The organism is Pseudarthrobacter sp. NPDC058362 (assembly GCF_042723515.1).
Classification (GTDB): Bacteria; Actinomycetota; Actinomycetes; order Actinomycetales; family Micrococcaceae; genus Arthrobacter.
Genome location: NZ_JBHXIW010000001.1, coordinates 606,640 through 631,681, shown reverse-complemented (window position 1 = coordinate 631,681; position 25,042 = coordinate 606,640). Strand labels below are relative to the sequence as shown.

20 protein-coding genes and 2 tRNA genes are annotated in these 25,042 nt (G+C 67.4%); 11 read left to right on the top strand and 11 right to left on the bottom strand.

Annotated elements, in window-relative coordinates; translation table 11 throughout:
- Nucleotides 1-32 precede the first annotated feature (32 nt).
- Entirely contained in the window at nt 33-1,238 is a 1,206-nt protein-coding gene (locus ACFWIX_RS02985) for an ROK family protein (protein ID WP_377214620.1), read from the top strand.
- Here ACFWIX_RS02985 and ACFWIX_RS02980 read toward each other — a convergent pair.
- On the bottom strand, nt 1,235-1,897 hold the full coding sequence (locus tag ACFWIX_RS02980) for an SDR family oxidoreductase (protein ID WP_377214619.1): 663 nt from the start codon (nt 1,895-1,897) through the stop codon (nt 1,235-1,237). The two genes, ACFWIX_RS02985 and ACFWIX_RS02980, sit on opposite strands and share 4 nt — an antisense overlap.
- Before the next feature lie 105 nt (nt 1,898-2,002).
- Here ACFWIX_RS02980 and ACFWIX_RS02975 point away from each other — a divergent pair, with 105 nt between their 5' ends.
- The 5 genes from ACFWIX_RS02975 to ACFWIX_RS02955 are packed head-to-tail and all read left to right on the top strand — an operon-like array spanning nt 2,003 to nt 10,081.
- Complete coding sequence (locus ACFWIX_RS02975) at nt 2,003-5,713, top strand: nitrate reductase subunit alpha (RefSeq protein WP_377214618.1); 3,711 nt, start codon at nt 2,003-2,005, stop codon at nt 5,711-5,713.
- Entirely contained in the window at nt 5,713-7,410 is a 1,698-nt protein-coding gene (gene narH, locus ACFWIX_RS02970; RefSeq protein ID WP_377214617.1) for a nitrate reductase subunit beta, read from the top strand. Before ACFWIX_RS02975 ends, narH begins: the two co-directional genes overlap by 1 nt.
- Nucleotides 7,407-8,027 (top strand): nitrate reductase molybdenum cofactor assembly chaperone, encoded by a 621-nt coding sequence (gene narJ, locus ACFWIX_RS02965; protein WP_377214616.1) that lies wholly within the window; start codon nt 7,407-7,409, stop codon nt 8,025-8,027. Before narH ends, narJ begins: the two co-directional genes overlap by 4 nt.
- Nucleotides 8,028-8,029: 2 nt before the next feature.
- Nucleotides 8,030-8,815, top strand: coding sequence for a respiratory nitrate reductase subunit gamma (gene narI, locus ACFWIX_RS02960; RefSeq protein ID WP_377214615.1), 786 nt, complete (start codon nt 8,030-8,032; stop codon nt 8,813-8,815).
- 45 nt (nt 8,816-8,860) lie between these two features.
- Nucleotides 8,861-10,081 carry a nitrate/nitrite transporter gene (locus ACFWIX_RS02955; protein ID WP_377214614.1) on the top strand — a complete coding sequence of 407 codons (1,221 nt, stop codon included), beginning with the start codon at nt 8,861-8,863 and terminating at the stop codon, nt 10,079-10,081.
- Nucleotides 10,082-10,184: 103 nt separating this feature from the next.
- Here the strand turns inward: ACFWIX_RS02955 and ACFWIX_RS02950 are convergent, their stop codons facing one another.
- Complete coding sequence (locus ACFWIX_RS02950; protein ID WP_377214613.1) at nt 10,185-11,507, bottom strand: YjiH family protein; 1,323 nt, start codon at nt 11,505-11,507, stop codon at nt 10,185-10,187.
- Between the two features lie 148 nt (nt 11,508-11,655).
- Here ACFWIX_RS02950 and ACFWIX_RS02945 point away from each other — a divergent pair, with 148 nt between their 5' ends.
- Nucleotides 11,656-12,435, top strand: coding sequence for an IclR family transcriptional regulator (locus ACFWIX_RS02945; RefSeq protein ID WP_377214612.1), 780 nt, complete (start codon nt 11,656-11,658; stop codon nt 12,433-12,435).
- A gap of 43 nt (nt 12,436-12,478) precedes the next feature.
- Here the strand turns inward: ACFWIX_RS02945 and ACFWIX_RS02940 are convergent.
- The 7 genes from ACFWIX_RS02940 to ACFWIX_RS02910 all read right to left on the bottom strand — a co-directional run bounded on the left by ACFWIX_RS02940 (nt 12,479) and on the right by ACFWIX_RS02910 (nt 19,611).
- Nucleotides 12,479-12,552: transfer RNA gene (locus ACFWIX_RS02940), tRNA-Met, on the bottom strand.
- Between the two features lie 61 nt (nt 12,553-12,613).
- Nucleotides 12,614-12,685 (bottom strand) — tRNA-Thr (locus ACFWIX_RS02935).
- A gap of 324 nt (nt 12,686-13,009) precedes the next feature.
- Nucleotides 13,010-15,031 carry a DEAD/DEAH box helicase gene (locus ACFWIX_RS02930; RefSeq protein WP_377214611.1) on the bottom strand — a complete coding sequence of 674 codons (2,022 nt, stop codon included), beginning with the start codon at nt 15,029-15,031 and terminating at the stop codon, nt 13,010-13,012.
- A 406-nt stretch (nt 15,032-15,437) separates the two neighbouring features.
- A complete protein-coding gene (locus ACFWIX_RS02925; RefSeq protein WP_377214610.1) occupies nt 15,438-16,091 on the bottom strand; it encodes an MOSC domain-containing protein in 654 nt (217 codons plus the stop codon).
- A 131-nt stretch (nt 16,092-16,222) separates the two neighbouring features.
- Nucleotides 16,223-16,993 carry an SDR family oxidoreductase gene (locus ACFWIX_RS02920; protein ID WP_377214609.1) on the bottom strand — a complete coding sequence of 257 codons (771 nt, stop codon included), beginning with the start codon at nt 16,991-16,993 and terminating at the stop codon, nt 16,223-16,225.
- Nucleotides 16,994-17,035: 42 nt separating this feature from the next.
- Nucleotides 17,036-18,199 (bottom strand): cystathionine gamma-synthase, encoded by a 1,164-nt coding sequence (locus ACFWIX_RS02915; protein ID WP_377214608.1) that lies wholly within the window; start codon nt 18,197-18,199, stop codon nt 17,036-17,038.
- A 26-nt stretch (nt 18,200-18,225) separates the two neighbouring features.
- On the bottom strand, nt 18,226-19,611 hold the full coding sequence (locus ACFWIX_RS02910) for a cystathionine beta-synthase (protein WP_377214607.1): 1,386 nt from the start codon (nt 19,609-19,611) through the stop codon (nt 18,226-18,228).
- 54 nt (nt 19,612-19,665) lie between these two features.
- Between ACFWIX_RS02910 and ACFWIX_RS02905 the strand changes: the two genes are divergently transcribed.
- The gene (locus ACFWIX_RS02905; protein ID WP_377214606.1) at nt 19,666-20,634 is read left to right on the top strand and encodes a DNA-3-methyladenine glycosylase family protein; all 969 of its coding nucleotides are present in this window, start codon (nt 19,666-19,668) and stop codon (nt 20,632-20,634) included.
- 3 nt (nt 20,635-20,637) lie between these two features.
- Here the strand turns inward: ACFWIX_RS02905 and ACFWIX_RS02900 are convergent, their stop codons facing one another.
- Entirely contained in the window at nt 20,638-22,329 is a 1,692-nt protein-coding gene (locus ACFWIX_RS02900) for an AMP-binding protein (protein WP_377214605.1), read from the bottom strand.
- Between the two features lie 50 nt (nt 22,330-22,379).
- Between ACFWIX_RS02900 and ACFWIX_RS02895 the strand changes: the two genes are divergently transcribed.
- Nucleotides 22,380-22,658: a putative quinol monooxygenase gene (locus ACFWIX_RS02895; protein ID WP_377214604.1), complete on the top strand. Its 279-nt coding sequence runs from the start codon at nt 22,380-22,382 to the stop codon at nt 22,656-22,658.
- An 87-nt stretch (nt 22,659-22,745) separates the two neighbouring features.
- Here ACFWIX_RS02895 and trxA read toward each other — a convergent pair whose 3' ends face one another.
- Nucleotides 22,746-23,171, bottom strand: a complete 426-nt coding sequence (trxA, locus tag ACFWIX_RS02890) for a thioredoxin (RefSeq protein ID WP_377214603.1) — start codon at nt 23,169-23,171, stop codon at nt 22,746-22,748.
- Between the two features lie 148 nt (nt 23,172-23,319).
- On the opposite strand from trxA, the gene ACFWIX_RS02885 reads away from it, so the two are divergent.
- The gene (locus ACFWIX_RS02885) at nt 23,320-24,243 is read left to right on the top strand and encodes an ABC transporter ATP-binding protein (protein WP_377214602.1); all 924 of its coding nucleotides are present in this window, start codon (nt 23,320-23,322) and stop codon (nt 24,241-24,243) included.
- On the top strand, nt 24,240-25,040 hold the full coding sequence (locus ACFWIX_RS02880) for an ABC transporter permease subunit (protein WP_377214601.1): 801 nt from the start codon (nt 24,240-24,242) through the stop codon (nt 25,038-25,040). Before ACFWIX_RS02885 ends, ACFWIX_RS02880 begins: the two co-directional genes overlap by 4 nt.
- Nucleotides 25,041-25,042: the final 2 nt, after the last annotated feature.

The following is a 25,042-nucleotide window of genomic DNA, read 5'->3' as shown; positions in this document are numbered from 1 at the left end:
TATCTGGCCCTGCCCGCAGAAAGGTCAACAGCATGCCCGACTGGATCCCGGCTACCCCCGGCCTGCTTCGCCGGGTCAGCGCAGGAGCGGTGCTGGACTTCATGCGTGCTTCGCAGGCGGTCACCGTCACCGAAGTCATGGCCGCCACCGGACTGACGCGCGCCACGGGCATCGCCGTCTGCGAAGACCTGATGGAGCGCGGCTGGATCCGGGAGCTGGAAAGCAACAGGGCGGCAGGGACTGCCCAGAAGGGCCGCCCTGCCCGGCGTTTCGAACTGAACGACCGCGCCGGCGTCGTCCTTGGCCTGGACATCGGCTACGCCAAGGTGTCCGTGGTGGTCTCCGACCTGAGAGGCACGGCCCTCGGCCGGGCGGGCCGTCCGTTCGCTGCCTCCGTCGGCGGCGCCGGGCGCCTGGCCGTCATCGAGGACGTGGCGCTGGCCGCCCTCGCAGAGGCGGAGGCGGACCCTAACGAGGTTCTGGCTGCCTGCGCCGGCGTCGCCGCACCCGTGGACCGGCATGGAAACGTGCTGGCCACGCAGGAGTTCTGGGGCCTGTTCGACATCGGATTGAAGACGGCCATGCAGGAGCGGCGCGGCTGGACGGTGCTGCTGGAAAATGACGCAAACCTTGCGGCGCTCGGCGAGCGCTGGCGCGGCACCGCGGCCGGCGTGGACGACGTTGTGGTGATCCTGGCCAGCGAACGCCTGGGCTCGGGCGTGCTGGAGGGCGGCCGGCTGGTCCATGGCAGCCGCGGCAGCGCCGGCGAGCTGGCGTACCTGGACCTGGTCGAGGGCGTGGGTGACACCTTCGGCATCGCGCACCTGGCCAGGTCCTGGGCCGCGGAAGCGGTCGCCGGAGGCGAACCCACGGCGCTCCGGAGCATCCCGGCCAGCGGCCTGGCAGCGGAGGACGTCTTCGCGGCTGCCGCCGGCGGTGACTCCGTGGCCGGCAGGATCCTTGACCGGCTGGCGGACAGGATGGCCCGGGTCATCGGTACCGTGGCCACAATGCTCAACCCGGAACTGGTAGTCATCGGCGGCGGCGTGGCAAACTCGGCCGGCCGCATGCTGCCGGACATCCGCAAACGCCTGGCGCAGTTCACCGCCACACCCCCACGGGTCGAGTTATCACCGCTGGGCGATGCCATCGTGGCCGCGGGCGCGGTGCGGTGCGCCTTGGACTACGTGGAGAAGAACTCCCTGGACCTGGAAATCGGCGCGCGCGCCCGCCCTTAGGTCGATTCCTGGCTGTCCAGGGCGGCAGCCACCGGCAGGTCCCCGTCGCGGAATTCGATGGTCCGGCCTGCGGTTTGGGGCAGGTCCAGCACAGCGGCCGCCACCATGGCCGTGTTGGCCCGGGAAGTGTCCCGGACCCCGTCGGGTGAAGGGCCGACGTCGATCAATCCCGATCCGCGATTGTCCGTCAACGCGCCCGGGCCCAGGACGGTCCAGGCCAGGCCGGTGCCCCGCAAGTACTCATCCGCAGCCGCTTTGGCCTCTGCGTACGGAAAGAAGCTGCTGCCTTCCGGCACTCCATGATCCTTGCCGGCGCCCAGGTAGGAGACCATGACGTACCGGTCCACGCCTGCCTGGACCGCGGCATCCATGGACCGGATGGCCGCGTCGCGGTCCACCGCGTAGGTGCGCGCGGGATTGCCGCCCCCGGCCCCGGCGGACCAGACCACAGCGTCGTGCCCCTTAAGCGCTTCGGCGATTTCCGCCGTCGTCGCGTGTTCCACATCCAGGACCGACGGCGATGCTCCGGTCGAAGCGACATCGCCGGCATGGCCGGGGTTGCGGATGAACGAGGTGACGGAATGACCCTCGCCGGTGAGGAGTTCGGACAGGAGGAGGGCCACTTTCCCGTGGCCGCCGATAATGCCGATGCGTGTCATTCCACCATTCTGCCTGCCGGGTGCCTCCATCAGAAGTGGAAAAGGCCCTGAACAGGGCCTTTGTGCCCTGTTCCGGGTTTCCGGCCCCCGCCTAGCTTGGAAGGCATGGCTGCCGGACCACACGCCGGGTTGGATGGACCCGCCTCAGACGCACTGCTCAAACTGGGCCGTTTCTTCACGAAATGGGACCAGACCGATGACGGCAGGGCGGTGTTCCGCGAGGGCGGGCGGCGCGGCGACGTCTTCTACCGCGACCGGTGGAGTCACGACAAGGTGGTCCGTTCCACGCACGGTGTGAACTGCACCGGCTCCTGTTCGTGGAAGGTGTACGTCAAGGACGGCATCATCACCTGGGAATCCCAGCAGACCGACTACCCCTCCGTGGGCCCCAACAGCCCGGAGTACGAGCCCCGCGGCTGCCCCCGCGGTGCGGCTTTCTCCTGGTACACCTACTCCCCCACGCGCGTGCGCTTCCCCTATGCCCGCGGCGTCCTGGTGGAGATGTACCGCGAGGCGAAGGCCCGGCTGGGCGACCCCGTCCTGGCGTTCGCGGAGATCGCGGCGGATCCTGTGAAGCGGCGCCGGTACCAGCAGGCCCGCGGCAAGGGCGGGCTGGTCCGGGTGTCCTGGCAGGAAGCCATCGAGATTGCCGCCGCCGCGCACGTGAACACCATCAAGACCTACGGCCCGGACCGCTGCGCCGGGTTCTCCCCAATCCCCGCGATGTCCATGGTGTCGCACGCGGTGGGGACGCGCTTCATCCAGCTGATCGGCGGGGTAATGACGTCCTTCTACGACTGGTATGCGGACCTTCCCGTGGCCAGCCCGCAGGTATTCGGGGACCAGACGGACGTTCCCGAGTCCGGCGACTGGTGGGACGCCCGCTACCTCATGATGTGGGGCTCCAACGTCCCCGTCACCCGGACCCCGGACGCGCACTGGATGGCGGAGGTCCGCTACCGGGGCACCAAGGTGGTCACCGTAAGCCCTGACTACGCGGACAACACCAAGTTCGCGGACGAGTGGCTGCCCGCCCAGGCCGGCACGGATGCAGCCCTGGCGATGGCCATGGGCCACGTGATGCTCAAGGAATTCTTCGTGGACCGGCAGGTCCCCTTCTTCACGGATTACGTCAAGCAGTACACGGACTTGCCCTTCCTGGTCAGGCTGGAGGCGAACGACGGCGGCGGGCTGGCGCCGTCGAAATTCCTCACCGCCCTGGACGTCCCCGGCGAGGCCGGGGCCGAGGATGCGGCGTTCCGCACCGTCCTGTTCGACCGGAAGTCCGGCAGGGCAGCGGTCCCCAACGGGTCCCTGGGCTTCCGCTACTCCGGCAGCGGTGAAGGCAAGTGGAACCTGGACCTCGAGGGGCTGGAACCGGCGCTGTCCCTGCGCGAGGTGTCCGGCGAAAGCGCCGAGGTCCTGCTCCCCTGCTTCGAGGACGCCGGCGGGGCGGGTTCCGTGCTCCGCCGCGGGGTGCCTGTGATGGAAGTGGGCGGGCACCTGGTGACCACGGTCTTCGACCTGATGCTGGCCCAGTACGGCGTGGGCCGCGAGGGACTGCCGGGTGACTGGGCCGCAGGGTACGACGATGCGGCCACGCCCTACACCCCCGCCTGGCAGGAGGAGATCACCAGCGTTCCCGCCCAGGCCTGCGTGCGGGTGGCCCGGGAGTTCGCCCGGAACGCCGAGCAGTCCAAGGGCCGGTCCATGATCATCATGGGCGCCGGCATCTGCCAGTGGTTCCACGGCGACACCACCTACCGCGCCATCCTGGCCCTGGTGATGCTCACCGGCTGCATGGGACGCAACGGCGGCGGCTGGGCGCACTACGTGGGCCAGGAAAAGACCCGGCCCGTGACCGGCTGGGTGTCGCTGGCCAACGCGCTGGACTGGTCCCGGCCGCCGCGGACCATGATCGGCACCGGCTACTGGTACATGCATACGGACCAGTGGCGGCAGGACGGCTACTCCGCGGACGCGCTGAAGTCCCCGCTGTCCACGGGCAGCCTGGACGGGCTGCACACGGCGGATGCGCTGGCCCAGTCGGCGCGGCTGGGCTGGATGCCCTTCTATCCCCAGTTCGACCGCAACCCCCTGGACGTCGCGGACGAGGCGGAGGCCGCCGTCGCAAGCGGAGCGGTGCCTGACGCGCCCGCGTACATTGCCCAGTCGCTGAAGGACCGCACCCTGAACCCTGCCATAGAGGACGTGGACGCCCCCGCCAACTGGCCGCGCACCCTGGTGCTGTGGCGCTCCAACCTGTTCGGCTCCTCCGCCAAGGGCAACGAATACTTCCTGCGGAATCTGCTGGGCACGCACAACAACGTCATGGGCCAGGACAACCCGCCGGAGCTCAAGCCGCGGGACGTCGCCTGGCACGACCAGGCGCCCGAAGGGAAGCTGGACCTGCTGGTCTCCGCGGACTTCCGGATGACATCCACCACGCTCCTCTCCGACGTGGTGTTCCCCGCCGCAACCTGGTATGAAAAGCACGACCTCTCCTCCACGGACATGCACCCCTTCGTGCACGCCTTCACCCCGGCCATCGACCCGCCGTGGGAAACCAAGACCGACTTTGATACCTTCCACCTGCTGGCGCAGGAGTTTTCCCGGCTGGCCAAGACCCACCTGGGCGTCCGCCGGGACCTGGTGAGCGTGCCGCTGCAACACGACACCCCGGGCCAGCTGGCCCAGCCCGGCGGCGTGGTGCGCGACTGGCGCAACCCGGACATTCCCGCGGTACCCGGCCAGAACATGCCCGTCTTTTCCGTCGTGGAGCGTGACTATACGGCCATCGCGGAGAAGCTGGCCGCCGTCGGTCCCCTCGCCGGAAAGCTGGGCTTCACCGTCAAGAACGTCACCTATAAACTGGACGGCCCTCTGGAGCGGCTGCGGCGCGCCAACGGCGTGATGCTCGGCGGCGCTGCGGACGGACTCCCCGCCCTGGACACAGACGCGAAGATGGCGGAGGCCATCCTGGCCTTCTCCGGCACCACCAACGGCGCGCTCTCGGTACAGGGGTTCAAGGACCTGGAGGTGCGGACCGGGCAGAAGCTGGCGGACCTGGCCGAGGGATCCGAGGAAAAGTTCATCACCTTCGCCCAGACGCAGGCCGGTCCGGTGCCGGTGATCACCTCACCGGAATGGTCCGGTTCCGAAACCGGCGGCCGCCGCTACGCGCCGTTCACCATCAACATTGAACGGCTCAAGCCCTTCCACACGCTGACCGGCCGAATGCACTTCTTCCTGGACCACGACTGGATCACGGATATCGGCGAGTCGCTGCCCATCTACCGGCCGCCGCTGGACATGCACCGGCTGTTCGGCGAACCCAAGCTGGGCCGCGACGGGTCCATGGAAGTGGTGGTCCGGTACCTGACGCCGCATTCCAAGTGGTCCATCCACTCCGAGTACCAGGACAACCTGCTGATGCTCTCGCTTTCCCGCGGCGGACCCACTGTCTGGATGAGCCCGGCGGACGCGGACGCCATCGAGGTCAAGGACAACGACTGGGTGGAATGCGTGAACATCAATGGCGTGCTGGTGGCACGGGCCGTGGTCAGCCACCGGATGCCCGCCGGGGTTGTGTACGTCCACCACGCGCAGGAACGCACCATCGATGTGCCCAAATCCGAGGCCACGGGCCGGCGCGGCGGCATCCACAACTCCGTGACACGGCTGCTCGTGAAGCCGTCCCACCTGATCGGCGGGTACGCGCAGCTGGCGTACGCGTTCAACTACCTCGGCCCCACCGGAAACCAGCGGGACATGGTGGCCACCGTCCGCCGCCGCTCACAGGAGGTGCAGTACTGATGCGTGTCATGGCCCAGATGGGCATGGTGATGAACCTGGACAAGTGCATCGGCTGCCATACGTGCTCCGTGACCTGCAAGCAGGCCTGGACCAACCGTGCCGGCACCGAGTACGTCTGGTTCAACAACGTTGAAACCCGACCCGGGCAGGGGTACCCGCGCCGGTACGAAGACCAGGACCGCTGGTACGGCGGCTGGACCCTGAACAAGCGCGGCAAGCTGGTCCTCAAGGCCGGCGGCCGGGTGAAGAAACTGCTGGGCATCTTCGCCAGCCCGGTACAGCCTGAGCTCAAGGACTACTACGAGCCGTGGACCTACGACTACAAAACCCTGGTGGATGCACCGCTGGGCGATGACTTCCCCGTGGCCAGGCCCAAATCCCTGATCACCGGCGAGGACACCAAGATCACCTGGTCCGCCAACTGGGACGACAACCTGGGCGGCTCCGCGGAAAACGGCCACCTGGACCCGCTGGTGGAGAAGGTCCGGCGCGAGTCTGAGGACAAGATCAAGTTCGCCTACGAGCAGACGTTCATGTTCTATCTTCCGCGGATCTGCGAGCACTGCCTCAACCCGTCCTGCATGGCGTCCTGCCCTTCCGGCGCCATCTACAAGCGGGTGGAGGACGGGATCGTGCTGGTGGACCAGGACCGCTGCCGCGGCTGGCGCCAGTGCATCACCGGCTGCCCGTACAAGAAGATCTACTTCAACCACAAGACCGGCAAGGCCGAGAAGTGCACGTTCTGCTATCCGCGCGTGGAGGTGGGGCTGCCCACCGTCTGCTCCGAGACCTGCGTGGGCCGGCTGCGGTACCTGGGGCTGTTTTTGTACGACGCCGATGCGGTCACCGCTGCGGCCTCGGTCACCGACCCGAAGGAACTCTACGACGCCCAGATGGACGTCCTGCTGGACCCCAACGATCCCGCCGTCCAGGCCGAGGCCCGGGCGCAGGGCATCCCGGAGGACTGGCTGGATGCCGCCCGTCGCTCGCCCGTGTATGCGCTGGCCAAGGTGTATAAGGTGGCCCTGCCGCTGCACCCGGAGTACCGCACCATGCCGATGGTCTGGTACGTGCCGCCCCTCTCCCCCGTAGTGGACCTCCTGCGCGAGCAGGGGCACGACGGCGAGGACCAGGGAAATCTGTTCGGCGCCATCGACGCGCTGCGGATCCCCGTGGAATACCTTGCCGAGCTCTTCACGGCCGGGGACACCGAACGGGTGACGGCGGTGCTGCGGAAACTCGCGGCCATGCGCTCGTTCATGCGCGGCATCAGCATGGGCGAGGACCCGGACGAATCCATTCCGGAGTCCGTGGGCATGGACGGGCAGACCATGTACGAGATGTACCGGCTCATGGCCATCGCCAAATACGACGAACGCTACGTCATTCCCAAGGCCCACGTGGAGCAGGCGCACGACCTCGAGGAGATGGGCTGCTCGCTGGATTTCGACGGCGGCCCGGGCATGCAGGATTCAGCCCCCTTTGGGGAGGCCAGCGGCCGGCCCGTCCCGGTGGCCGTGGAAACGTTCAACGCCCTCCGCGACCGGCAGACCTCCGGCGCGGCTGCCGACAACTCGGCGCTGCGGGGCCGGGTGAACCTGCTCAACTGGGACGGCAACGGAGCACCGCCGGGGCTGTTCCCGGAGCGTTCCGGCCCCTCCGGCTCTCCCGTGTCCACAGCGGAGGACCGCCCATGAGCCGCCGCAGCCAGGTACTGTACCTTGCGGCCGCGTGGTGCCTGTCCTATCCCGACGAGGACCTGGTGGCCAGGGTGCCGCTGATCCGCGCCGCGCTGGCAGAGTTCCCTGGTGTCACAGCCGGCTTCGAGGCCGTGCTCGACCAGCTCGAAGGCACGCCTGCGATGGAGCTCCAGGCCTTCTATGTCCGGGAGTTCGACCTGGGCAAACGGCACGCCCTGCACCTGAGCTACTGGACGGATGGGGACACACGGCGCCGCGGCGAGGTCCTGGGCACGTTCAAGGAGGCCTACCGGCAAAGCGACATCCTGGTGGACACCCAGGGTGAACTGCCGGATTACCTGCCCATGGTGCTGGAGTACGCGGCCCGGGTGGACTTCGGGGCGGGCCATGCCCTGTTGGTCCGCTACCGTCCCAGCCTGGAGATGCTCCGTCTGGGCCTGGCGCGGGACGGCCTGCCACACACGAAGATCCTGGAGGCCCTCTGCGCCACGCTGCCGGGCAAATCGCCCCGCGACGAGCAGGACGTCATGCGCATGGCTGGCCTGGGACCTCCCACCGAAGCGGTAGGCCCTGACCCGTACGATCCCCGGCTATTGCCCGTAAGGAGGGCCTGACCATGCCGGCTTTTGAGACCGCGCCCGGATCCGCCGTCGTAGTGACTCCCTTGGATACCCTGCTGTGGGGCGTCCTGCCGTACCTGATGGTGGTGGTGCTGGTGGGCGGGCTGGTGTGGCGCTACCGCTACGACCAGTTCGGCTGGACGACCCGTTCCTCGCAGCTGTACGAGTCCAAACTGCTGCGGATCGCTTCGCCGCTGTTCCACTTCGGGCTGCTGGCCGTAGTGGCCGGGCATTTCTTCGGCCTGGTAATTCCCAAGTCCTGGACCGAGGCGGTGGGGATCAGCCAGGACTTCTACCACTTCAACGCGTTGTTCGTCGGCGGGATCGCGGGGGTGGGCACGCTGGGCGGGATCGCGTTGCTGATCTACCGGCGGCGGACCAGTGGCCCGGTGTTCATGGCCACTACCAGGAACGACAAAGCCATGTACGTGGTGCTCACCGCTGCCATCCTGTTCGGGCTGTGGACCACGCTGGCGAGCGTCTTCGAAGGCGAGCACGGGCACAACTACCGCGAGACCGTGGCCCCCTGGTTCCGCTCGCTGTTCATCTTCCAGCCGGACGTGGCCGCCATGGCCGCCGCTCCGTTCTCTTTCCACCTGCACACGCTGGTGGGCATGGTGTTGTTCTTCCTGTGGCCATTCACCCGGCTGGTCCATGCGTTCACTGCCCCTCTGCATTACCTCTTCCGCCCGTACATCGTCTACCGCTCCCGTGACAAGGACCGCCGTGGCCGGGGCTGGCAGCCCGTCGGCACGCCGGACCGGGACACCCGCAACCGCTGACCGGGGCACTCGGTCCCGCCCGCACATACTTCAAGGAGAGCCACCGTGTCTGGAACATCCCCCGCCGTCACCAGCGGCCGCACCCTCAACCTGGTGCTGGCCACGGCCGCTTCCGTGGCCGGGTTCTGGGCCTGGAACTCCGTGGCAACATTGGGGGCCTTCTACACCCAGAACCTTGAGCTCACCCCCGCCACCACGGGAATCCTGGTGGCCATGCCCGTGTTCGTGGGCTCGCTGGGCAGGATCGTGGTGGGAGCCCTGACGGACAAGTACGGCGGGCGGGCCATGTTCAGCTTCGTACTGCTGGCCTCCATCATCCCGCTCATGCTCGTGGCCATCGGCGGGCTGCTCAGTTCGTTCGCGCTGGTGCTGGGCGCGGGACTGTTGCTGGGCGTGGCAGGTACCGTGTTCGCCGTCGGAATTCCCTTTGTCAGCGCCTGGTACGACCCCTCCCGGCGCGGCTTCGCCACCGGAGTGTTCGGCGCCGGCATGGGCGGCACCGCCCTCGCGGCGTTCCTGAACCCGCGCTTGGTAGCAGGCATCGGCTATTTCCCGACCCACCTGCTCATCGCCGGAGTCCTGGCCGCCATGGCCGCACTGGTCTGGTTCCTGATGAAAGAGGCGCCGGACTGGGAACCCCACCACGTGCCGGTCGTGCCCAAGCTGCTGGATGCCGCCCGGACGCCGGTGACGTGGAAGATGTGCTTCCTGTACGCGGTAGTGTTCGGCGGGTTCGTTTCGTTTGCCACGTACCTGCCTACCTACCTGCGCGATGTCTACAGCTTCGATCCCGCCGGTGCCGGTGCCCGGACCGCCGGATTCGCGCTGGCTGCTGTGCTGGCGCGGCCCATTGGCGGCGTGCTGGCGGACAAGTTCGGGCCTAAGCCGGTGGTCGTGACATCCTTGGCCGCCGTCGCCGTCCTGGCCTGGGTGGTCAACATGCGGCCCGACGGCGAGATCCCGGCCGGCCTGACGTTCGTCGGCATGGCCGCAGCCCTGGGCTTGGGAACGGGCGGAGTGTTCGCGTGGGTAGGGGTGCTGGCACCGCAGGGCAAGGTTGGCAGCATCAGCGGCGTGGTCAGCGCAGCCGGCGGTCTGGGCGGGTACTTCCCGCCGCTGATCATGGGCGCCACGTACGATGCCGCCACGCGCAGCTACTCGATCGGGCTCCTGCTGCTGGTGGCCACTGCCCTGGCAGCGCTGGCGTTCACTGTGTGGGGCGTGCAGGGCCGCGTCACAGCTGCCAAGGTTCAGGAGGCGCGGTAGCGGAGGACCTCTTTCGCAAAACCGGCCTTGGCCCGCATGAACGGTGCTGCTGCACACCGCTTATGCGGGCCACAGCCGGTTAAGCCCGACGTCGGGGTGCCGGCTATGAGGGGAACAGCAGGAACGCGATGGGAGTGACCAGGATCAGGGTCAGGGCAACCCGCTGGAACCAGATCACCACGAGCTTCCACACCGGGATGGGGATGTCCGTGGCCATGATGCAGGGCACCAGGGCGGAGAAGAAGATGATCCCGGAAACCGACACCACGCCGATGACGAACTTCACCACGGGGGCGGCTTCTGCCGCCAGCAGGGCCGGCAGGAACATCTCGGCCACGCCCACGGCGCTTGCCTTGGCCACCAGCATGGGCTCGGGCAGCTGCAGGGCCCAGGTGAACGGGTAGAAGATGTAGCCCACCCAGTCGAAGACCGGAGTGTAAGTGGCCAGGACCAGGCCCAGCAGGCCGATGGAAAGGATGGACGGCAGGATGGCCATGGCCATCAGAAGGCCGTCGCGGACGTTGGTCCACACGTTGGCCGCGAGGGACGGAGCCGCGTCCACCGTAGCTCGCGCTTCGCGCCAGGCAACCTGGAGGCGGCGGCCGGTGATCTGCTCTTCCGGCTGGGCCACGGCGTCCGGGTGGTAGTCGTCCGGGATGCTGTTCAGGGGCCATATCCGGACCGTGATGGCGGTGACCAGGAACGTCACCAGGAAGGTGATCCAGAAGTAGGCGGTCCACTGGCCCATGAGATCCAGGGTCTTGGCGACAATGACCATGAACGTCGCAGAGACAGTGGAGAAACCGGTGGCGATGATTGCGGACTCGCGGGCGGTGTACTTGCCCTCTTTATAGACCCGGTTGGTGATGAGCAGTCCCAAAGAGTAGCTGCCCACGAAGGAGGCGACGGCGTCGATCGCTGAACGCCCCGGTGTCCGCCAGATGGGCCGCATGACCCGCTGTACCAGGACGCCAATGAACTCGAGCAGGCCATAGCTCACCAGGAGGGCCAGGAAGACAGCACCGATCGGTACCAGCAGGCCCAGGGGGATGACCAACTTGTCGAAGAGGAACGGGCCCATGCCGGGTTCGAACAGCCAGGCGGGGCCAACACGGAAGACCATCATGAAGCCCACCGCCATGCCCACCACCTTGAACAGGGAAAAGATCACATCGACGGGAGTCTTCTTCCAGGTTCCGGTAATGAACGGGTACGCTGCTCCGGCGACGATGACGGCCAGCGCGTAGTAGGGCAGGGCCGGGCCGATGCCGGCCTGGAGGAACGTAACGATGTGGTCCAGCATGATGGTGTTCTTGGCACCGATGGTCACCGGAACGAAGAACATGAAGGCGCCAATGCCGCTGTAAACAAAAAGCTTCCACATATGACGCGATGTGGTGCGCGGGGCCTCGGAGGTGATGGCCATCGGACTTGTCTCCTGACTTTTGCCGGCCACGGAGTGGGTCCGGCATTTTCGTGTACCCAACCATCCCACCGCGGAACCGGATCAGGGACAATGGAATCCGGGACTATGGAGTCTCACATATGAGATTCGGCTCACAGGGAGGTGTGGCGTGGACAGCTCGTTGCGTCCCCTGCTGATCCTGAGCTTCCTGGCCACCCAGGCAAACCCGGTGTCGGCGGCAAGGATAGCGGAGGCCGTCGATGCCCCGCGGTCCACCACTTTCCGGCTGTTGCGGGGCATGCAGGCACTGGGCTACGTGACGCACCTGCCGGAGGAACAGGCCTACGCCCTGGGCATCGCCGCGCGGGAAATCGGCCAGGCTTTCGGTCTCCAGGCGCCGCTGGCCCGGTACGGCCGCCCGGTCCTGGAACGGCTCGTGGCAAAGGTGGGCGAAACAGCACACCTGGCCGTACTGCACGGCCACGAGACGCTCTACATCCACGAGCAGACCGCTCCCCTGCGCGCACCACTGGTCACCGCGAAGGACGTCCGGCTCCCGGCACACCTGACAGCCTCCGGCAGGGTGATCCTGGCCGGCATGGGCAACGACCAGCTGCGCGCGCTGTTCCCACCCAACTTCGCGTTCATCCGGCGGACCGGCCGGGGTCCGGCCACGTACGGCGAACTGCAGGAACAGCTCTCGGCGGTGCGGCGGGCCGGGTTCGCCCGCGAGTTCGGCGAGGTCACGGAAGGCTTAACGTCCATCGCGAAACCGGTGCACGACAGGACCGGGCGGGTCGTGGCCTCCATCGCGGTCACCCACGCCTACAGCCTGGCCGAACCGTCCGCCGCTGATGCGGACCTGCAGCGCACCCTCGTGGCCGCCCTCGAGAACGCGACCCGGGACCTGAGCCGCCGGCTTGGATGGGTGCCACCGGGGAACGGTTAACGAAAAACCCCCGGAATCTCGGGGATTCCGGGGGCTTAGCCTGTAGCGGTGGGGAGGCTCGATCTCCCGACCTCACGATTATGAGTCGTGCGCTCTAACCAACTGAGCTACACCGCCACGAATGAGAAAAACCTGCGTCAAGCCGGTCAAAACCGCCTTGACACAGGCCCTCATTCAGAGCCCCCCACCGGAATCGATCCGGTGACCTCGTTCTTACCAAGAACGCGCTCTACCACTGAGCTAGGGGGGCAACGAGTAAATACTCTACCGGAAGATTTCACCACCAACAAATCGGCGGAACCGGCCTTCCACCGGGGCTCGCAGCCTGCCTGAGAGAGGTGCGCATCACCCCGATTTTCCCTAGGTTTTAGCGGCTTTTAACGGTTTCACCATCAGGACGGCCGACGCCGGAAATCCCCTTGGAGGACCCCTCATCGACCCGCCCGGGTGGCAATGTGTCCATCACCACACCAGCCGCACTCCCGGCAGTGTGTGCTCGCCTTAACGGGCGACGGCGACGGGCCGGCATTCAGCCGGTCCGCCGCCGTCGTCAGTCACCTACCTTGCGGAAGGTTTACCACTTGCCCTTGCGGTTGAAATCGCGGTGTCCGCTGTCATTGCCGCGGGGCTTGCGGGAACCGTCACCGTGGCCGAAGGAACGGGAATCACTGGAGGAGCGCTCGCTGTACGAACGTCCGCCACGGTCCGCAGAGGACCGCTCGCCGTCGTTTTTGCGGAACTCGCGCTTGAACCCGCCGCTGCCCTTGAAGTTGCCACCGCGGTCACCGCCGCGGTTGCCCTGGTAGGCGCCGCGCTCACCGGAGGGACGGCGTCCGTTGTCCAGCTCGAGGTGGATCAGCTCGCCGCCGATCCGGGTGCGGGACAGTGCGCGCAGCTGCTCGGGGCTGAGGTCCGCGGGCAGCTCCACCAGGGAGTGGTCCGAACGGATGTCGATGCCGCCGATCTGCGAGGACGAGATGCCGCCTTCGTTGGCGATGGCGCCCACGATGGAGCCGGGCATGACGCGCTGGCGGCGTCCCACCGCGATCCGGTAGGTGGCATTGCCCTCGGTGAGCTGGCGGGTGGGCCCGCGGGATCCGAAGCCGTCCTTGGACCGTTCACGCTTCTGGAACTCGGGAGCTGCCGGCAGTTCCTTGACCAGGAGCGGCTGGCCGCCCTGGGCCATCACGGCAAGGGCTGCAGCGATTTCGGCTGCCGGCACCTTGTGCTCTTCCTCGTAGGAGGCGATGAGGTCGCGGAACATCGAGACATCCTCGGAGGCGAGGGTCTCGGTGATGCGCTCGGCGAACTTGCCCAGGCGCAGCGTGTTAACGGTCTCGGCGGTGGGCAGGTGCATCTGCTCAACCGGCTGGCGGGTGGCCTTCTCGATGGCGCGCAGCAGGTACTTCTCGCGGGGCGTCATGAAGAGGATCGCATCACCGTTGCGGCCCGCGCGGCCCGTACGGCCGATCCGGTGCACATAGGACTCGGTGTCGTGCGGGATGTCGTAGTTGACCACGTGGCTGATGCGCTCAACGTCCAGGCCGCGGGCGGCGACGTCGGTGGCCACCAGGATGTCGATGCGGCCTTCCTTCAGCGCGTCAACAGTGCGTTCACGCTGCTGCTGCGGAATGTCGCCGTTGATGGCGGCAGCCTGGAAACCGCGGGACTTCAGCTTGTCGGCCAGGTCCTCGGTCGCCATCTTGGTGCGCACGAAGGCGATGACGCCGTCGAACTCTTCCACCTCGAGGATGCGGGTCAGGGCGTCCAGCTTGTGCGGGCCCATGACCTGCAGGTAGCGCTGACGGATGTTGGCGCCCGTGGAGGTCTTGGTCTTGACCGAGACCTCTTCGGGGTTGTTCAGGTACTGCTTGGACATCCGGCGGATCTGGCTGGGCATCGTGGCGGAGAACAGCGCCACCTGGCGGTCTTCCGGGGTCTGCTGGAAGATCTGCTCCACGTCTTCGGCGAAGCCCATGCGCAGCATTTCATCGGCCTCGTCCAGTACCAGGTACTGGAGTTCGGACAGGTCCAGCGAGCCCTTGGAGATGTGGTCGATCACGCGGCCGGGGGTACCGACAACAACCTGGGCGCCGCGGCGCAGGCCGGCCAGCTGGGGGCCATAGGCGGAGCCGCCGTAGACGGGCAGCACGGTGAAGTCGTCGATGTGCTTGGCGTAGGAGGTGAACGCCTCCGCCACCTGGAGCGCAAGTTCACGGGTGGGGGCCAGGACCAGGGCCTGCGTCTTGCGGGACGGGCCGTTGAGGTCGTGCAGTTCAGCCAGGCGGGACAGTGCCGGCACTGCGAATGCTGCAGTCTTGCCGGTACCGGTCTGTGCCAGGCCCACAACGTCGCGGCCTTCGAGCAGCAGCGGGATGGTGGCGGCCTGGATGGGGGATGGCTTTTCGTAGCCGACATCCTGGAGGGCGGCGAGGACGCGGCCGTCGATGCCGAGGTCGGCAAACTTGACGGAGTTGTCCTCTGCCTCAGCCTCGGCGGCGGGAGCCGCGGGCGCTTCGGCGGGGGCAGCGGAAGCTGCAGGAGCGTCGATCACTGTGGTGTCGGCGTCGTAATTTTCGTTCTGGTTTTCGGGCATAGGGAAAGATTCCTCATCCATAGGGGGCCAGGCGGCACTACCCGAGGTGAGCGGAGCCGCAGTACGTGTGCCGTGGGTGCCGGGCATACGTTGACCGGCCGGTCACAGAAGTCCGGCGCTTTCGCAATCCCGTGGCAGGACTTCCCGCTGCATCTCTTGGCTGCTATCCCAGCAGTCTGTACAGCGTTTTCTTTAGCCGGCTCTCCCTATGAAAATGCCCGCATCGCTTGCGCGGGCCCCAACACTTACCAGTCCTGCCTCAAAAATTGGGCAGGAATAAGGGATTTCCGGAGTGGGGGATATTTCAAGTGTAGGGCACCGGGGCGCCGTACCGGAAATTCAGCGCACGACGGCGGCGGTGAGCTTGCGCACATGGCCCGCCGTGCGCCGGGATGCTTCGCCCGGGTCACCTGCCGAATCGGCGCAGGACGGCGTCGAACTTGGTGTGGTACTCATCCTGGAGGCGGATCTCGCCATCGGCCTCGGCGTCGCGCAGGGCCTCCACCAGGTCCGGCGTGGGCTCGCTGAACCACTGCCCCACGGTGATGCCGTGGCGCGGGACGAAGGTGCGGTGGATGTGGTCCCCGGCCTGAATAGCACCGGTGTGGATGACGCGCAGGTAGGTGCCCACACGGCCTTCTTCGGTAAACCGCTTGACCCACTGCGGCTGGTCCATGCGCCGCTGGAACGTGGCGCACGGGACGCGCGGGGAGGTGACCTCGAGTTCGACATCCAAGCCGATCTTCCAGCGCTCCCCGATCACCGCGCCGGTGGCCTCGATGCCGGCCACCCGCAGGTTCTCGCCGAAGACGCCCGGCGGAAGCTCGCGGCCCAGCGCTTGCGACCAGAATTCAGCGTCAGCCTGGGAATAGGCGTAGACAGCCTGATCTTCACCGCCGTGGTTGTATCGGTCGGCCTGAATGTCGCCGCGGAGGCCCAGCTTGTGGATTTTCACGGGACCTTCCGTCGGGCGCTTGTCGATGGCAGTGATCCCGACCGCGCTCTCATCCTCGAGGAGCTGGTGGACGCGGCACACGGCAAGGACGGAGGCGGTTTCCATGGCACCAGTGTAGGGGCCCGCGGCTGTGTGGGGGACGGATGTATTCGAAGAGTTCGAGCCGGCCACGACCGTCCGGCGTCTGGAGCTACCAAGGCCACCGCGTCAGCTCCAGCGGCGTCCCGCCCCCACCGTCAGGCTGAAAACCCGCCATCCGCCTTGACCAGCTGGCCGGACACCCAGCGCCCGGCCGGCGAGAGGAGGAAGGCCACCGTGGCGGCGACATCCGCGGGCGTGCCCAGGCGTCCGGTCGGCTGGCGTTCGGCGAGTGCCTCCCTCAGTTCCGGGGTCATCCAGCCTGTATCAACCGGCCCCGGGTTCAGCACGTTGGCCGAGATGCCCTGCGGTCCCAGCTCCCGCGCCGCGGCAATGATGATCCGGTCGAGCGCCCCCTTCGAGGCCCCATAGGGAAGGTTGAACGCTGTGTGGTCACTGGTCAGCGCAACGATCGCGCCGCCGTCGTCCGTTGCCTGCCGCGCGAACGCCGCGATCAGCTGCCAGCTGGCCCGGGTGTTGACGGCGAAGTGGCGCTCGAACGACTCAAGCGTGGTGTCCAGGACGCCCGAATCCACTGATTCCGCGTGGCTCAGCACCAGCCCCTGAAGCGGCCCGGCCAGCTCTACGGCGTCCGCCACCAGCCGGTCCGGGACGGCGGGATCAGCCAGGTCAGAGGGAAGCAGATGGACGCGGGCGCCGATGACTTCCAGCTCGGCAGTCAGGCGTACGACGTCGTCCGGCTGGCTTCCCCACGGCATGCGGGCATCGTAGGGGTGCCAGTACGCCAGGGCCAGGTCCCAGCCGTCCGCCGCCAGGTGCCGGGCAATGCCCGCGCCGATGCCGGCCAGCCGCCCGGCCCCCGTGATGAGCGCAACGGGACGGGCAGGTACTTCGACGGGAGGTTCCATGCTGCCAGCGTACTGGCGTCTCCATTCGGCGTGGCCGGGTGGCTACGGGATGGAGCGGAACGCCTGTTCGAGGTCCGCGATCAGGTCTTCAGCGTCCTCGATGCCGCAGGAGAGCCGGAGCAGGTTGACCGGGACGGCCAGTTCGGTGCCCTTGACGGACGCGTGGGTCATCTCGGACGGGTAGTTCATCAACGACTCGATGCCGCCCAAGGACTCGGCAAGCGTGAACACGGAGGTGTTTTCCGCAACCGCCCGCGCCGCCGCCTCGCCGCCCTTGAACTGCACGGACACCATGCCGCCGAACTTCTTCATCTGCTGCTTCGCCAGTTCATGGCCCGGGTGCGAGGGCAGGCCCGGGTACAGCACGGCCTCCACCTCTGGGCGCTCCAGCAGCCATTCGGCCACGGCCTGGCCGTTCTCGCTGTGCCGGTCCATCCGCACGCCCAGGGTCTTCAGGCCGCGGGTGGTCAGGAAGGCATCCATCGGACCGGATACGGCGCCGACGGCGAACTGCACGAAGCCGATCTTCTCCGCCAGCTCCGCGTCCTTGACCACCACGGCGCCGCCGACGACGTCGGAGTGCCCGCCGATGTACTTCGTCGTGGAGTGGACCACGACGTCGGCGCCCAAAGCAAGCGGGTTCTGCAAGTAGGGAGAAGCGAAGGTGTTGTCCACGACAAGGAGGGCCCCGGCGTCGTGCGCTACCTTGGCGAGCGCAGCGATATCGGTGATCTTCATCAGCGGGTTGGAGGGGGTCTCCACCCAGACGATGCGGGTCTGCTGCGCGGCCACCGCCTTGGCCACGGCATCCAGGTCCGCCATGTCCACCGGGGTGTTCCCGATGCCCCACTCCCCTAGCACGCGGCTGATCAGCCGGTACGTGCCGCCGTACGCATCATTGCCCAGCACGATGTGGTCCCCCGGGCGGGTGATCGCGCGGATCAGCGCGTCCTCCGCGGCCAGGCCCGAGCTGAAGCTGAAGGCGTGCGTGCCCAGCTCCAGCGCGGCCAGCTGCTCCTGCAGCGCATCGCGGGTCGGGTTGCCGCCGCGGCCATACTCGTAGCCGTCGCGGAGCCCGCCGATGCCGTCCTGGGCATACGTCGAGCTGAAGTGCAGCGGCGGGACAACGGCACCGGTGCGCGGTTCGAAAGCCTGGCCGGCGTGCACGGCGCGGGTGTTGAAGCCTTGGTTCTCAGAGGCAGTCATGGTGCTCCTTTTCGGGTTGGCGCAGGTCAGTTGCTGAGGTATGCCAGGAGGTCGTGGCGGGTGATGATTCCCACCGGTGCCCCCACAAACGTAACCATCAGGGTGTCGACGTCGGAGAGCATTTCGCGGGCGGCTGAGATGGTCTCCAGCGAGCCGATCACGGGCAGCTTGGGGCCCATGTGTTCGGAAATCTTGTCCGTCAGCTTCGCCTCGCCGCGGAACAGCTTGGCCGTGAGCGAACGCTCATCCACCGCGCCCAGCACCTCGCCCATCACCACGGGCGGCTCCTGTGAGAGGACCGGAATGTGGCTGACGCCGAACTCATTCATGATGTTGATGACGTCCCGGACCGACTCGTTGGGGTGGATATGCACCAGGTCCGGCAGTTCGCCGTTCTTGGACTTGATCACCTCGCCCACGGACGTTTCCTCGCCGCCGGAGAGGAAACCATAGGAGCGCATCCACTGATCGTTGAAGATTTTCGCCAGGTACCCGCGGCCAGAGTCGGGCAGGATCACCACGACGACAGCCTCCTCGGGCAGGTCCCTTGCCGCCTCAAGCGCAGCCACCACCGCCATGCCGGACGAGCCGCCCACCAGCAGGCCCTCCTCCCGGGCCAGCCGGCGGGTCATGGCGAACGAGTCGCCGTCGTTGACCGCGATCACCCGGTCCGGGACGGACTTGTCGTAGTTGCCCGGCCACATGTCCTCGCCCACGCCCTCGACGAAATACGGGCGTCCGGTGCCGCCGGAGTAGACCGAACCTTCGGGGTCCGCGCCGATGATCTTGACCACGCCGCCGTCGGAGTCCGGACGGTCCGCCGACACCTCCTTGAGGTAGCGGCCCGTGCCCGTGATGGTGCCGCCGGTGCCGGCGCCGATCACGCAGTGGGTGACCTTGCCGTCGGTGTCGCGCCAGATCTCCGGACCGGTGGTCTCGTAATGGCTGCCGGGGGCCGCGGGGTTGGAGAACTGGTCAGGCTTATACGCGCCGGGGGTCTCGCGTACCAGCCGGTCCGAGACGCCGTAGTAGCTCTGCGGGCTGTCCGGCGGGACGGACGTGGGGGTCACCACGACTTCCGCGCCGTAGGCCTGAAGCACGGCGCGCTTGTCCTCGCCCACCTTGTCCGGGACCACGAAGATGCACTTGTAGCCCTTCTGCTGGGCCACGAGCGCCAGGCCAACACCGGTGTTGCCCGAGGTGGGTTCGATAATGGTCCCGCCGGGCTGGAGTTTGCCGTCGCGCTCGGCGTCCTCGATCATCTTCACCGCGATGCGGTCCTTGATGGATCCGCCGGGGTTCACGTACTCGAGTTTGACCAGAACAGTGGCTTTAATGCCGTCCGTGACGTGGTTCAGCTTGATGAGCGGGGTATTGCCAATGAGGTCCAAAACGGACTGGGCGTACTTCATGGATACTAAGCTACCGCTTCCGGTGATGTCGGGGCGGCGTGGGACGATGGAGGCATGACCATCGCAGCCGCAACCGCCCGGCCCGCCGCCGCGGCGGACGCCTCCCTGCGGTGGCATTCCGGCAGCGGATTGGATCTCCTCCGCACTCTCGGGCCCCTGCTGCGCGGCGCCAGCGACCCCTCCTTCAGCGTGCAGGGTGGCGTGGTCTGGAATGCGTTTACGACGCCGGACGGCCCGGTGACGCTGCGCCTCGCGCCCGCGGGCGGCGGCGCAGTCGACGCCCGGGCGTGGGGTCCCGGTGCGGCCGCCGCGGTGGCTGCAGTGCCCCGGCTCCTCGGTTCCGGCGACGACTGGTCCGGCTTCGACGAACCCGCCTTCCATGCCACGCTCCCCCGGATGGTGCGTGAAGCCAGGCGGCAGAGCCGCGCCGTGCGGCTGCCCGCCAGCGGGCGCATGGTGGACCAGCTGGTGCCGATCATCCTGGAGCAGAAGGTCACGGTCATCGAAGCGCGCCGGGCCTACCGGTACCTGGTGCACAGGTTCGGGTCCCCACCGCCGGCAGCTCCCCTCGCCCCCGCAGGGCTCCGGCTGGCCCCCACCCCCGCCCAGTGGCTGCAGGTCCCCAGCTGGGAGTGGCACCAGGCGGGCGTAGGACCCCAGCGGTCGGCCACCGTGATGCGGGCGTTGCGGTCCGCCGTCGCGCTTGAACGCCTGGCATCGCTGCCCGCGGCGGAGGCAGCTGCCAAGCTGCAGACCATCCCCGGCATCGGCATCTGGACCGCGGCGGAGGTGGTGCAGCGCACGCACGGCTGCCCCGACTCAATCTCCGTGGGCGACTACCACCTGGCCGCCTACGTGGGTGCCGCACTGACCGGCCACCGGACGGACGACGCCGGCATGCTGCGGCTGCTGGAGCCCTGGACCGGCCACCGCCAGCGGGTGGTACGGATGATCCAGGCCAGCGGCTTCCGCAAGCCCACGTTCGGCCCGCGGATGACCATCCAGGACCACCGCCGCCACTGACGGTTACAGGCGGAGGCGGGCCACGGCTTCCTCGCGCATCTCCACCTTGCGGACCTTTCCGGACACCGTCATGGGGAAGCTCTCGCGGACCTCCACGTACCGGGGAATCTTGTAGTGAGCCAGCTTCCCGCGGCAGAACTGCGCCACCGCCGCCGCGTCCAGGGTTTCAGCTCCGGGCTTGAGGATCACGCAGGCCATGAGCTCCTCCCCGTACTTCGCGTCCGGGACCCCGATCACCTGCACGTCCTGGATGGCCGGGTGGGTATAGAGGAACTCCTCGATCTCGCGCGGGTAGATGTTCTCGCCGCCGCGGATCACCATGTCCTTCATCCGGCCCTCGATCACCACGTACCCGTCCTCATCCATCCGGGCCAGGTCCCCGGTGTGCATCCAGCCGTCGGCGTCAATGGACTCGGCCGTTTTCTCCGGCTGGTTCCAGTACCCGGCCATCACGGCATAGCCGCGCGTACACAGCTCGCCGATCTGCCCCCGTTCCAGGACCTCCCCAGACGCCGGGTCCACAATCCGCGACTCCAGCCTCGGCATGGTGCGCCCCACGGTCTCGGTGCGGTGCCGGAGCGTGTCCCCCTGCCGGGTCATGGTGGACACCGGCGAGGTTTCGGTCATGCCGTAGCAAATGGCCACGTCCTTCATGTTCATCTCCGAAATGACCCGGTTCATCACCTCAATGGGGCACAGCGAGCCCGCCATGACGCCGGTCCGCAGCGTGGAGAGGTCGTAGGAGCCGAAGTCCTCCAGCGCGAGCTCGGCGATGAACATCGTGGGGACCCCGTACAGAGACGTCCCGCCGAAGTCCTGCACGGCTTCCAGTGCCGCGGCGGGCGAGAATCCACGGCCCGGAATGATGGTGGCAGCGCCGTGGCTCAGCGCGTTGAGGTTGCCGATCACCATGCCGAAGCAGTGGTAGAACGGCACCGGGATCACCACGCGATCGTGCTCCGTATAGGCCAGCAGCTCCCCGATGGCGTAGCCGTTGTTCAGGATGTTGTGGTGCGTGAGCGTCGCACCCTTGGGGAAACCGGTGGTTCCGGAGGTGTACTGCAGGTTGATCGGGTCGTGCGGGTCAAGTTCCGCCATGCGCTCCTTCAGCACGGAATGCCCGACGGCGTCAGCCCGCCGAAGCAGCTCGCCGTACGTCAGCTCTGCCTCGCTGAGGGGGACGCCGGCGTCGTACGCATCCCCGCCGGGCCCTTCCCCGCCCGGCGCCGGCAGGAAGACGAGTTCGCGCAGCTCCGGGCAGGTGGTGAGCGCGCCGCGGGCCATGCCCACGTAGTCGCTGTTGCGGTCCGAGGGCGCGGCGACCAGCATCCGCATGCCGTTCTGCTTAACCACGAACTCAAGCTCGTGGCTGCGGTAGGCCGGGTTGACGTTGACCAGGATCGCGCCCACCTTGGCGGTGGCGTACTGCAGGAGGGTCCATTCGGCGCATTTGGGGCTCCAGATGCCGACCCGCTCCCCCTTGGCAATGCCCAAGGCGAGCAGGGCGCGCGCCAGGCGGTCGACGTCGTCGTTCATCTTGGTGTAGCTCCATCGCCGGGCATCCGCACCCGGGACCGGGGCCGCCTCGATCAGCGCGTCATGCAGCGGGAACTGCGCTGCAATCCGTTCAAAGTTGTGGCCGATGGTCTCTTCGAGCAGCGGGACGTCAGTGTCGCCGGCGGTGTAAGCGCGCATGGAAGGCACGCTACCGCATCGGGCCGGCGCCGGCCGGTATTCTGAAACGCATGAGTGCACCCATCGACCTGCAGGCCACGTTCATCCCCAACGACGGCGAGTTCTTCCGCGTGAAGCTCGCCCTGGAAATCGCCATTGACGAAGTGGTGAACGAACCCGGCTGCATCCGCTACGAGCTGACCGAAGCCACCGAGGAAAAGCTGGTGCTGACCGAGCGCTGGGCGTCGGAGGATGACCTTGAGAAGCACTCCAAGGGCATCGCGGTGCAGGACCTGAACGAATCCCTCAGCGCGCTGCTGGCCGAACCCGTGAAGGTGGAGCGGATCTAGCGCGGCCGGTCTTAAGCATCGACTGCTCCGTAAGTGCCCTTTTGAAGGTTCAGGTGGCACTTACGGAGCAGTCGATGGTTTAAGGGACTAGGCGTCCGGGATCTGTGTGCCGTCCTGCTGGCCTGCCGGCTGGCCTGCTGCGGCGGCGGCCTCTGCCCGCTGGCGCGCCACGTGCGCGTGGACCTCTTCCATGTCCAGGCCCTTCACGGCCTCCACAACCTGCTCCAGCTGCTGGGCGTTCAGCGCACCGGGCTGGGAGAACACCAGCACCTTTTCGCGGAACGCCATCAGGGTGGGGATGGAAGAAATGCCGGCCTCGGCGGCGAGCTGCTGCTCAGCCTCCGTGTCCACCTTGGTGAACACTACGTCCGGGTGCTTCTCGGAAACAGCAGAGTACGTGGGCCCGAACTGCTTGCAGGGACCGCACCACTCCGCCCAGAAGTCCACCAGGACAATGTCGTTGCCTTCGATGGTCGATGCGAACTGTTCACCTGTGATGTCAAGGGTAGCCATGTGTCCACGGTACGCGGAATGGTTCCCCATTTGGGGCGGTGTTCGCTCCCCGCGTCATCGGGAATACGGGACGTTAGGCCGTATACAGTGCACCCTGCGGCGCTTACCCTGAGGGCAACAGCGAAGCGTGCGTGCGACAGGAGGGCTCATGACCGCCGCGATTTCGGCACGGTCCCTGACCAAGAGCTTTGGCCGGCGGGAGGTGCTTCACGGCGTGGATTTCACGGTAGAGCCCGGTTCGGTGTTCGGCGTGATCGGGCCCAACGGCGCCGGCAAAACCACCACCATGCGGTGCCTGCTGGACATCATCCGGCCCAGTGGCGGCGAAGTCCGGGTTCTGGGCACGGACCCGCGGGCGGGCGGTCCGGAGCTGCGGCGGCGCATCGGTTACCTGCCGGGCGAGCTTTTCCTGGAGGGCCGCGTCACCGGCCGGAAGCTCCTGAACCACTACCAGGCCATCAGCGGTCCAGTACCGCCCGGCCGGGTCGACGAGCTGGCCGAACGCCTGGGACTGGACCTGGACCGGCACACCCGCAAGCTGTCCAAAGGCAACAAGCAGAAGCTGGGCCTGGTCCAGGCGTTCATGCACCAGCCCGAGCTGCTGGTCCTGGACGAGCCCACCAGCGGCCTGGATCCGCTGGTGCAGCAGGAGTTCCACGCCATGGTCCGCGAAGCACGGCACCGGGGCCAAACCATATTCCTCAGCTCCCACGTTCTCAGCGAGGTGCAGCAGACCGCCGACACCGTCGCCATCCTGCGCGACGGGCGCATCATCGCCGTCGAATCAGTCAGCGGCCTCCGGGAAGGTGCCCAGCGGCGCGTCCGGTTCACGGCGCATGCAATTTCAGCGGACGACGCCGTTGCGCTGCTCAGTGAGGTGCCCGGCGTCGGAAACGTGGAGGTGCTTGAGTCCGACGGCTCGGTCACGCTGTCAGCGACCCTCTCCGGCCCTATCCAGCCGCTGGTCCGGATGCTGGGCTGGCTGGAGCTCGTAGACCTGGTCCTGGAGGAACCGGACCTGGAGGACGCCGTCCTGAAGATGTACTCGGTTCCGCAGGAGGAGGGGCGATGAAAACTGCGCTTCCCCTGTTCCGCCGTTCCTTCGTGGACTCGTGGCGCTCCACCCTCGCCTGGGCCGCCGGGCTGGCGGGCGCATGCTTCCTGTACCTGCCGCTTTATCCGTCCATCGGCGGCAGCGCACAAATGCAGGACATGATCGATGCCCTTCCGGCGGAAATGACCAAGGCGCTGAACTACGACCAGATCGCCACCGGGCCCGGCTACACCCAGGCCACACTGTACGGGCTGCTGGGCTTCCTCCTGATGACCATCGCATCCGTCGCCTGGGGTGCGGCCGCCGTGGGCGGAGACGAGGAATCCGGCCAGCTTGAACTGACGCTGGCACACGGCGTCCGGCGGGTGCAGGTGGTGCTGGAACGGGCACTGGCCCTGGCGCTGCGGATCGTTGTGCTCTCGGCCTGGGTCTTCCTGCTCGTCTGGTTCCTCAACGAGCCCTCACAGCTGGGCATCAAGATGGAGAACCTTTTCGGCGCCTCGGTCCTTTTCGCCGGGCTGGCACTCCTGAGCGGCACGGCGGCCCTGTGTGCCGGCGCAGTGACCGGGCGGAAGACCGACGGCATAGCAGCCGGGGCGGCGGTGGGCGTCCTCGGGTACGTGTTCAACGCCGTCGGCCGCCAGAGCGAGGACGTGGAATGGCTGCTGAACCTGAGCCCGTACCACTGGGCCTACGGGAACTCGCCGGTGGCCAGCGGCGCCGACTGGTCCGCCGCCGGATGGCTGTGGGCGCTCTCCGCGGCGCTGGTGGTGCTGGCGGCCGCGGCACTGGAACGGCGCGACGTCGGGGCCTGACG

Bases quoted from the DNA above. Each gene is read 5' to 3' on its own strand.
- ACFWIX_RS02985 (WP_377214620.1), top strand. From the start codon at position 33: ATGCCCGACTGGATCCCGGCTACCCCCGGCCTGCTTCGCCGGGTCAGC.
- ACFWIX_RS02980 (WP_377214619.1), bottom strand. From the start codon at position 1,897: ATGACACGCATCGGCATTATCGGCGGCCACGGGAAAGTGGCCCTCCTC.
- ACFWIX_RS02975 (WP_377214618.1), top strand. From the start codon at position 2,003: ATGGCTGCCGGACCACACGCCGGGTTGGATGGACCCGCCTCAGACGCA.
- narH (WP_377214617.1), top strand. From the start codon at position 5,713: ATGCGTGTCATGGCCCAGATGGGCATGGTGATGAACCTGGACAAGTGC.
- narJ (WP_377214616.1), top strand. From the start codon at position 7,407: ATGAGCCGCCGCAGCCAGGTACTGTACCTTGCGGCCGCGTGGTGCCTG.
- narI (WP_377214615.1), top strand. From the start codon at position 8,030: ATGCCGGCTTTTGAGACCGCGCCCGGATCCGCCGTCGTAGTGACTCCC.
- ACFWIX_RS02950 (WP_377214613.1), bottom strand. From the start codon at position 11,507: ATGGCCATCACCTCCGAGGCCCCGCGCACCACATCGCGTCATATGTGG.
- ACFWIX_RS02930 (WP_377214611.1), bottom strand. From the start codon at position 15,031: ATGCCCGAAAACCAGAACGAAAATTACGACGCCGACACCACAGTGATC.
- ACFWIX_RS02925 (WP_377214610.1), bottom strand. From the start codon at position 16,091: ATGGAAACCGCCTCCGTCCTTGCCGTGTGCCGCGTCCACCAGCTCCTC.
- ACFWIX_RS02920 (WP_377214609.1), bottom strand. From the start codon at position 16,993: ATGGAACCTCCCGTCGAAGTACCTGCCCGTCCCGTTGCGCTCATCACG.
- ACFWIX_RS02915 (WP_377214608.1), bottom strand. From the start codon at position 18,199: ATGACTGCCTCTGAGAACCAAGGCTTCAACACCCGCGCCGTGCACGCC.
- ACFWIX_RS02910 (WP_377214607.1), bottom strand. From the start codon at position 19,611: ATGAAGTACGCCCAGTCCGTTTTGGACCTCATTGGCAATACCCCGCTC.
- ACFWIX_RS02905 (WP_377214606.1), top strand. From the start codon at position 19,666: ATGACCATCGCAGCCGCAACCGCCCGGCCCGCCGCCGCGGCGGACGCC.
- ACFWIX_RS02900 (WP_377214605.1), bottom strand. From the start codon at position 22,329: ATGCGCGCTTACACCGCCGGCGACACTGACGTCCCGCTGCTCGAAGAG.
- ACFWIX_RS02895 (WP_377214604.1), top strand. From the start codon at position 22,380: ATGAGTGCACCCATCGACCTGCAGGCCACGTTCATCCCCAACGACGGC.
- trxA (WP_377214603.1), bottom strand. From the start codon at position 23,171: ATGGCTACCCTTGACATCACAGGTGAACAGTTCGCATCGACCATCGAA.
- ACFWIX_RS02885 (WP_377214602.1), top strand. From the start codon at position 23,320: ATGACCGCCGCGATTTCGGCACGGTCCCTGACCAAGAGCTTTGGCCGG.
- ACFWIX_RS02880 (WP_377214601.1), top strand. From the start codon at position 24,240: ATGAAAACTGCGCTTCCCCTGTTCCGCCGTTCCTTCGTGGACTCGTGG.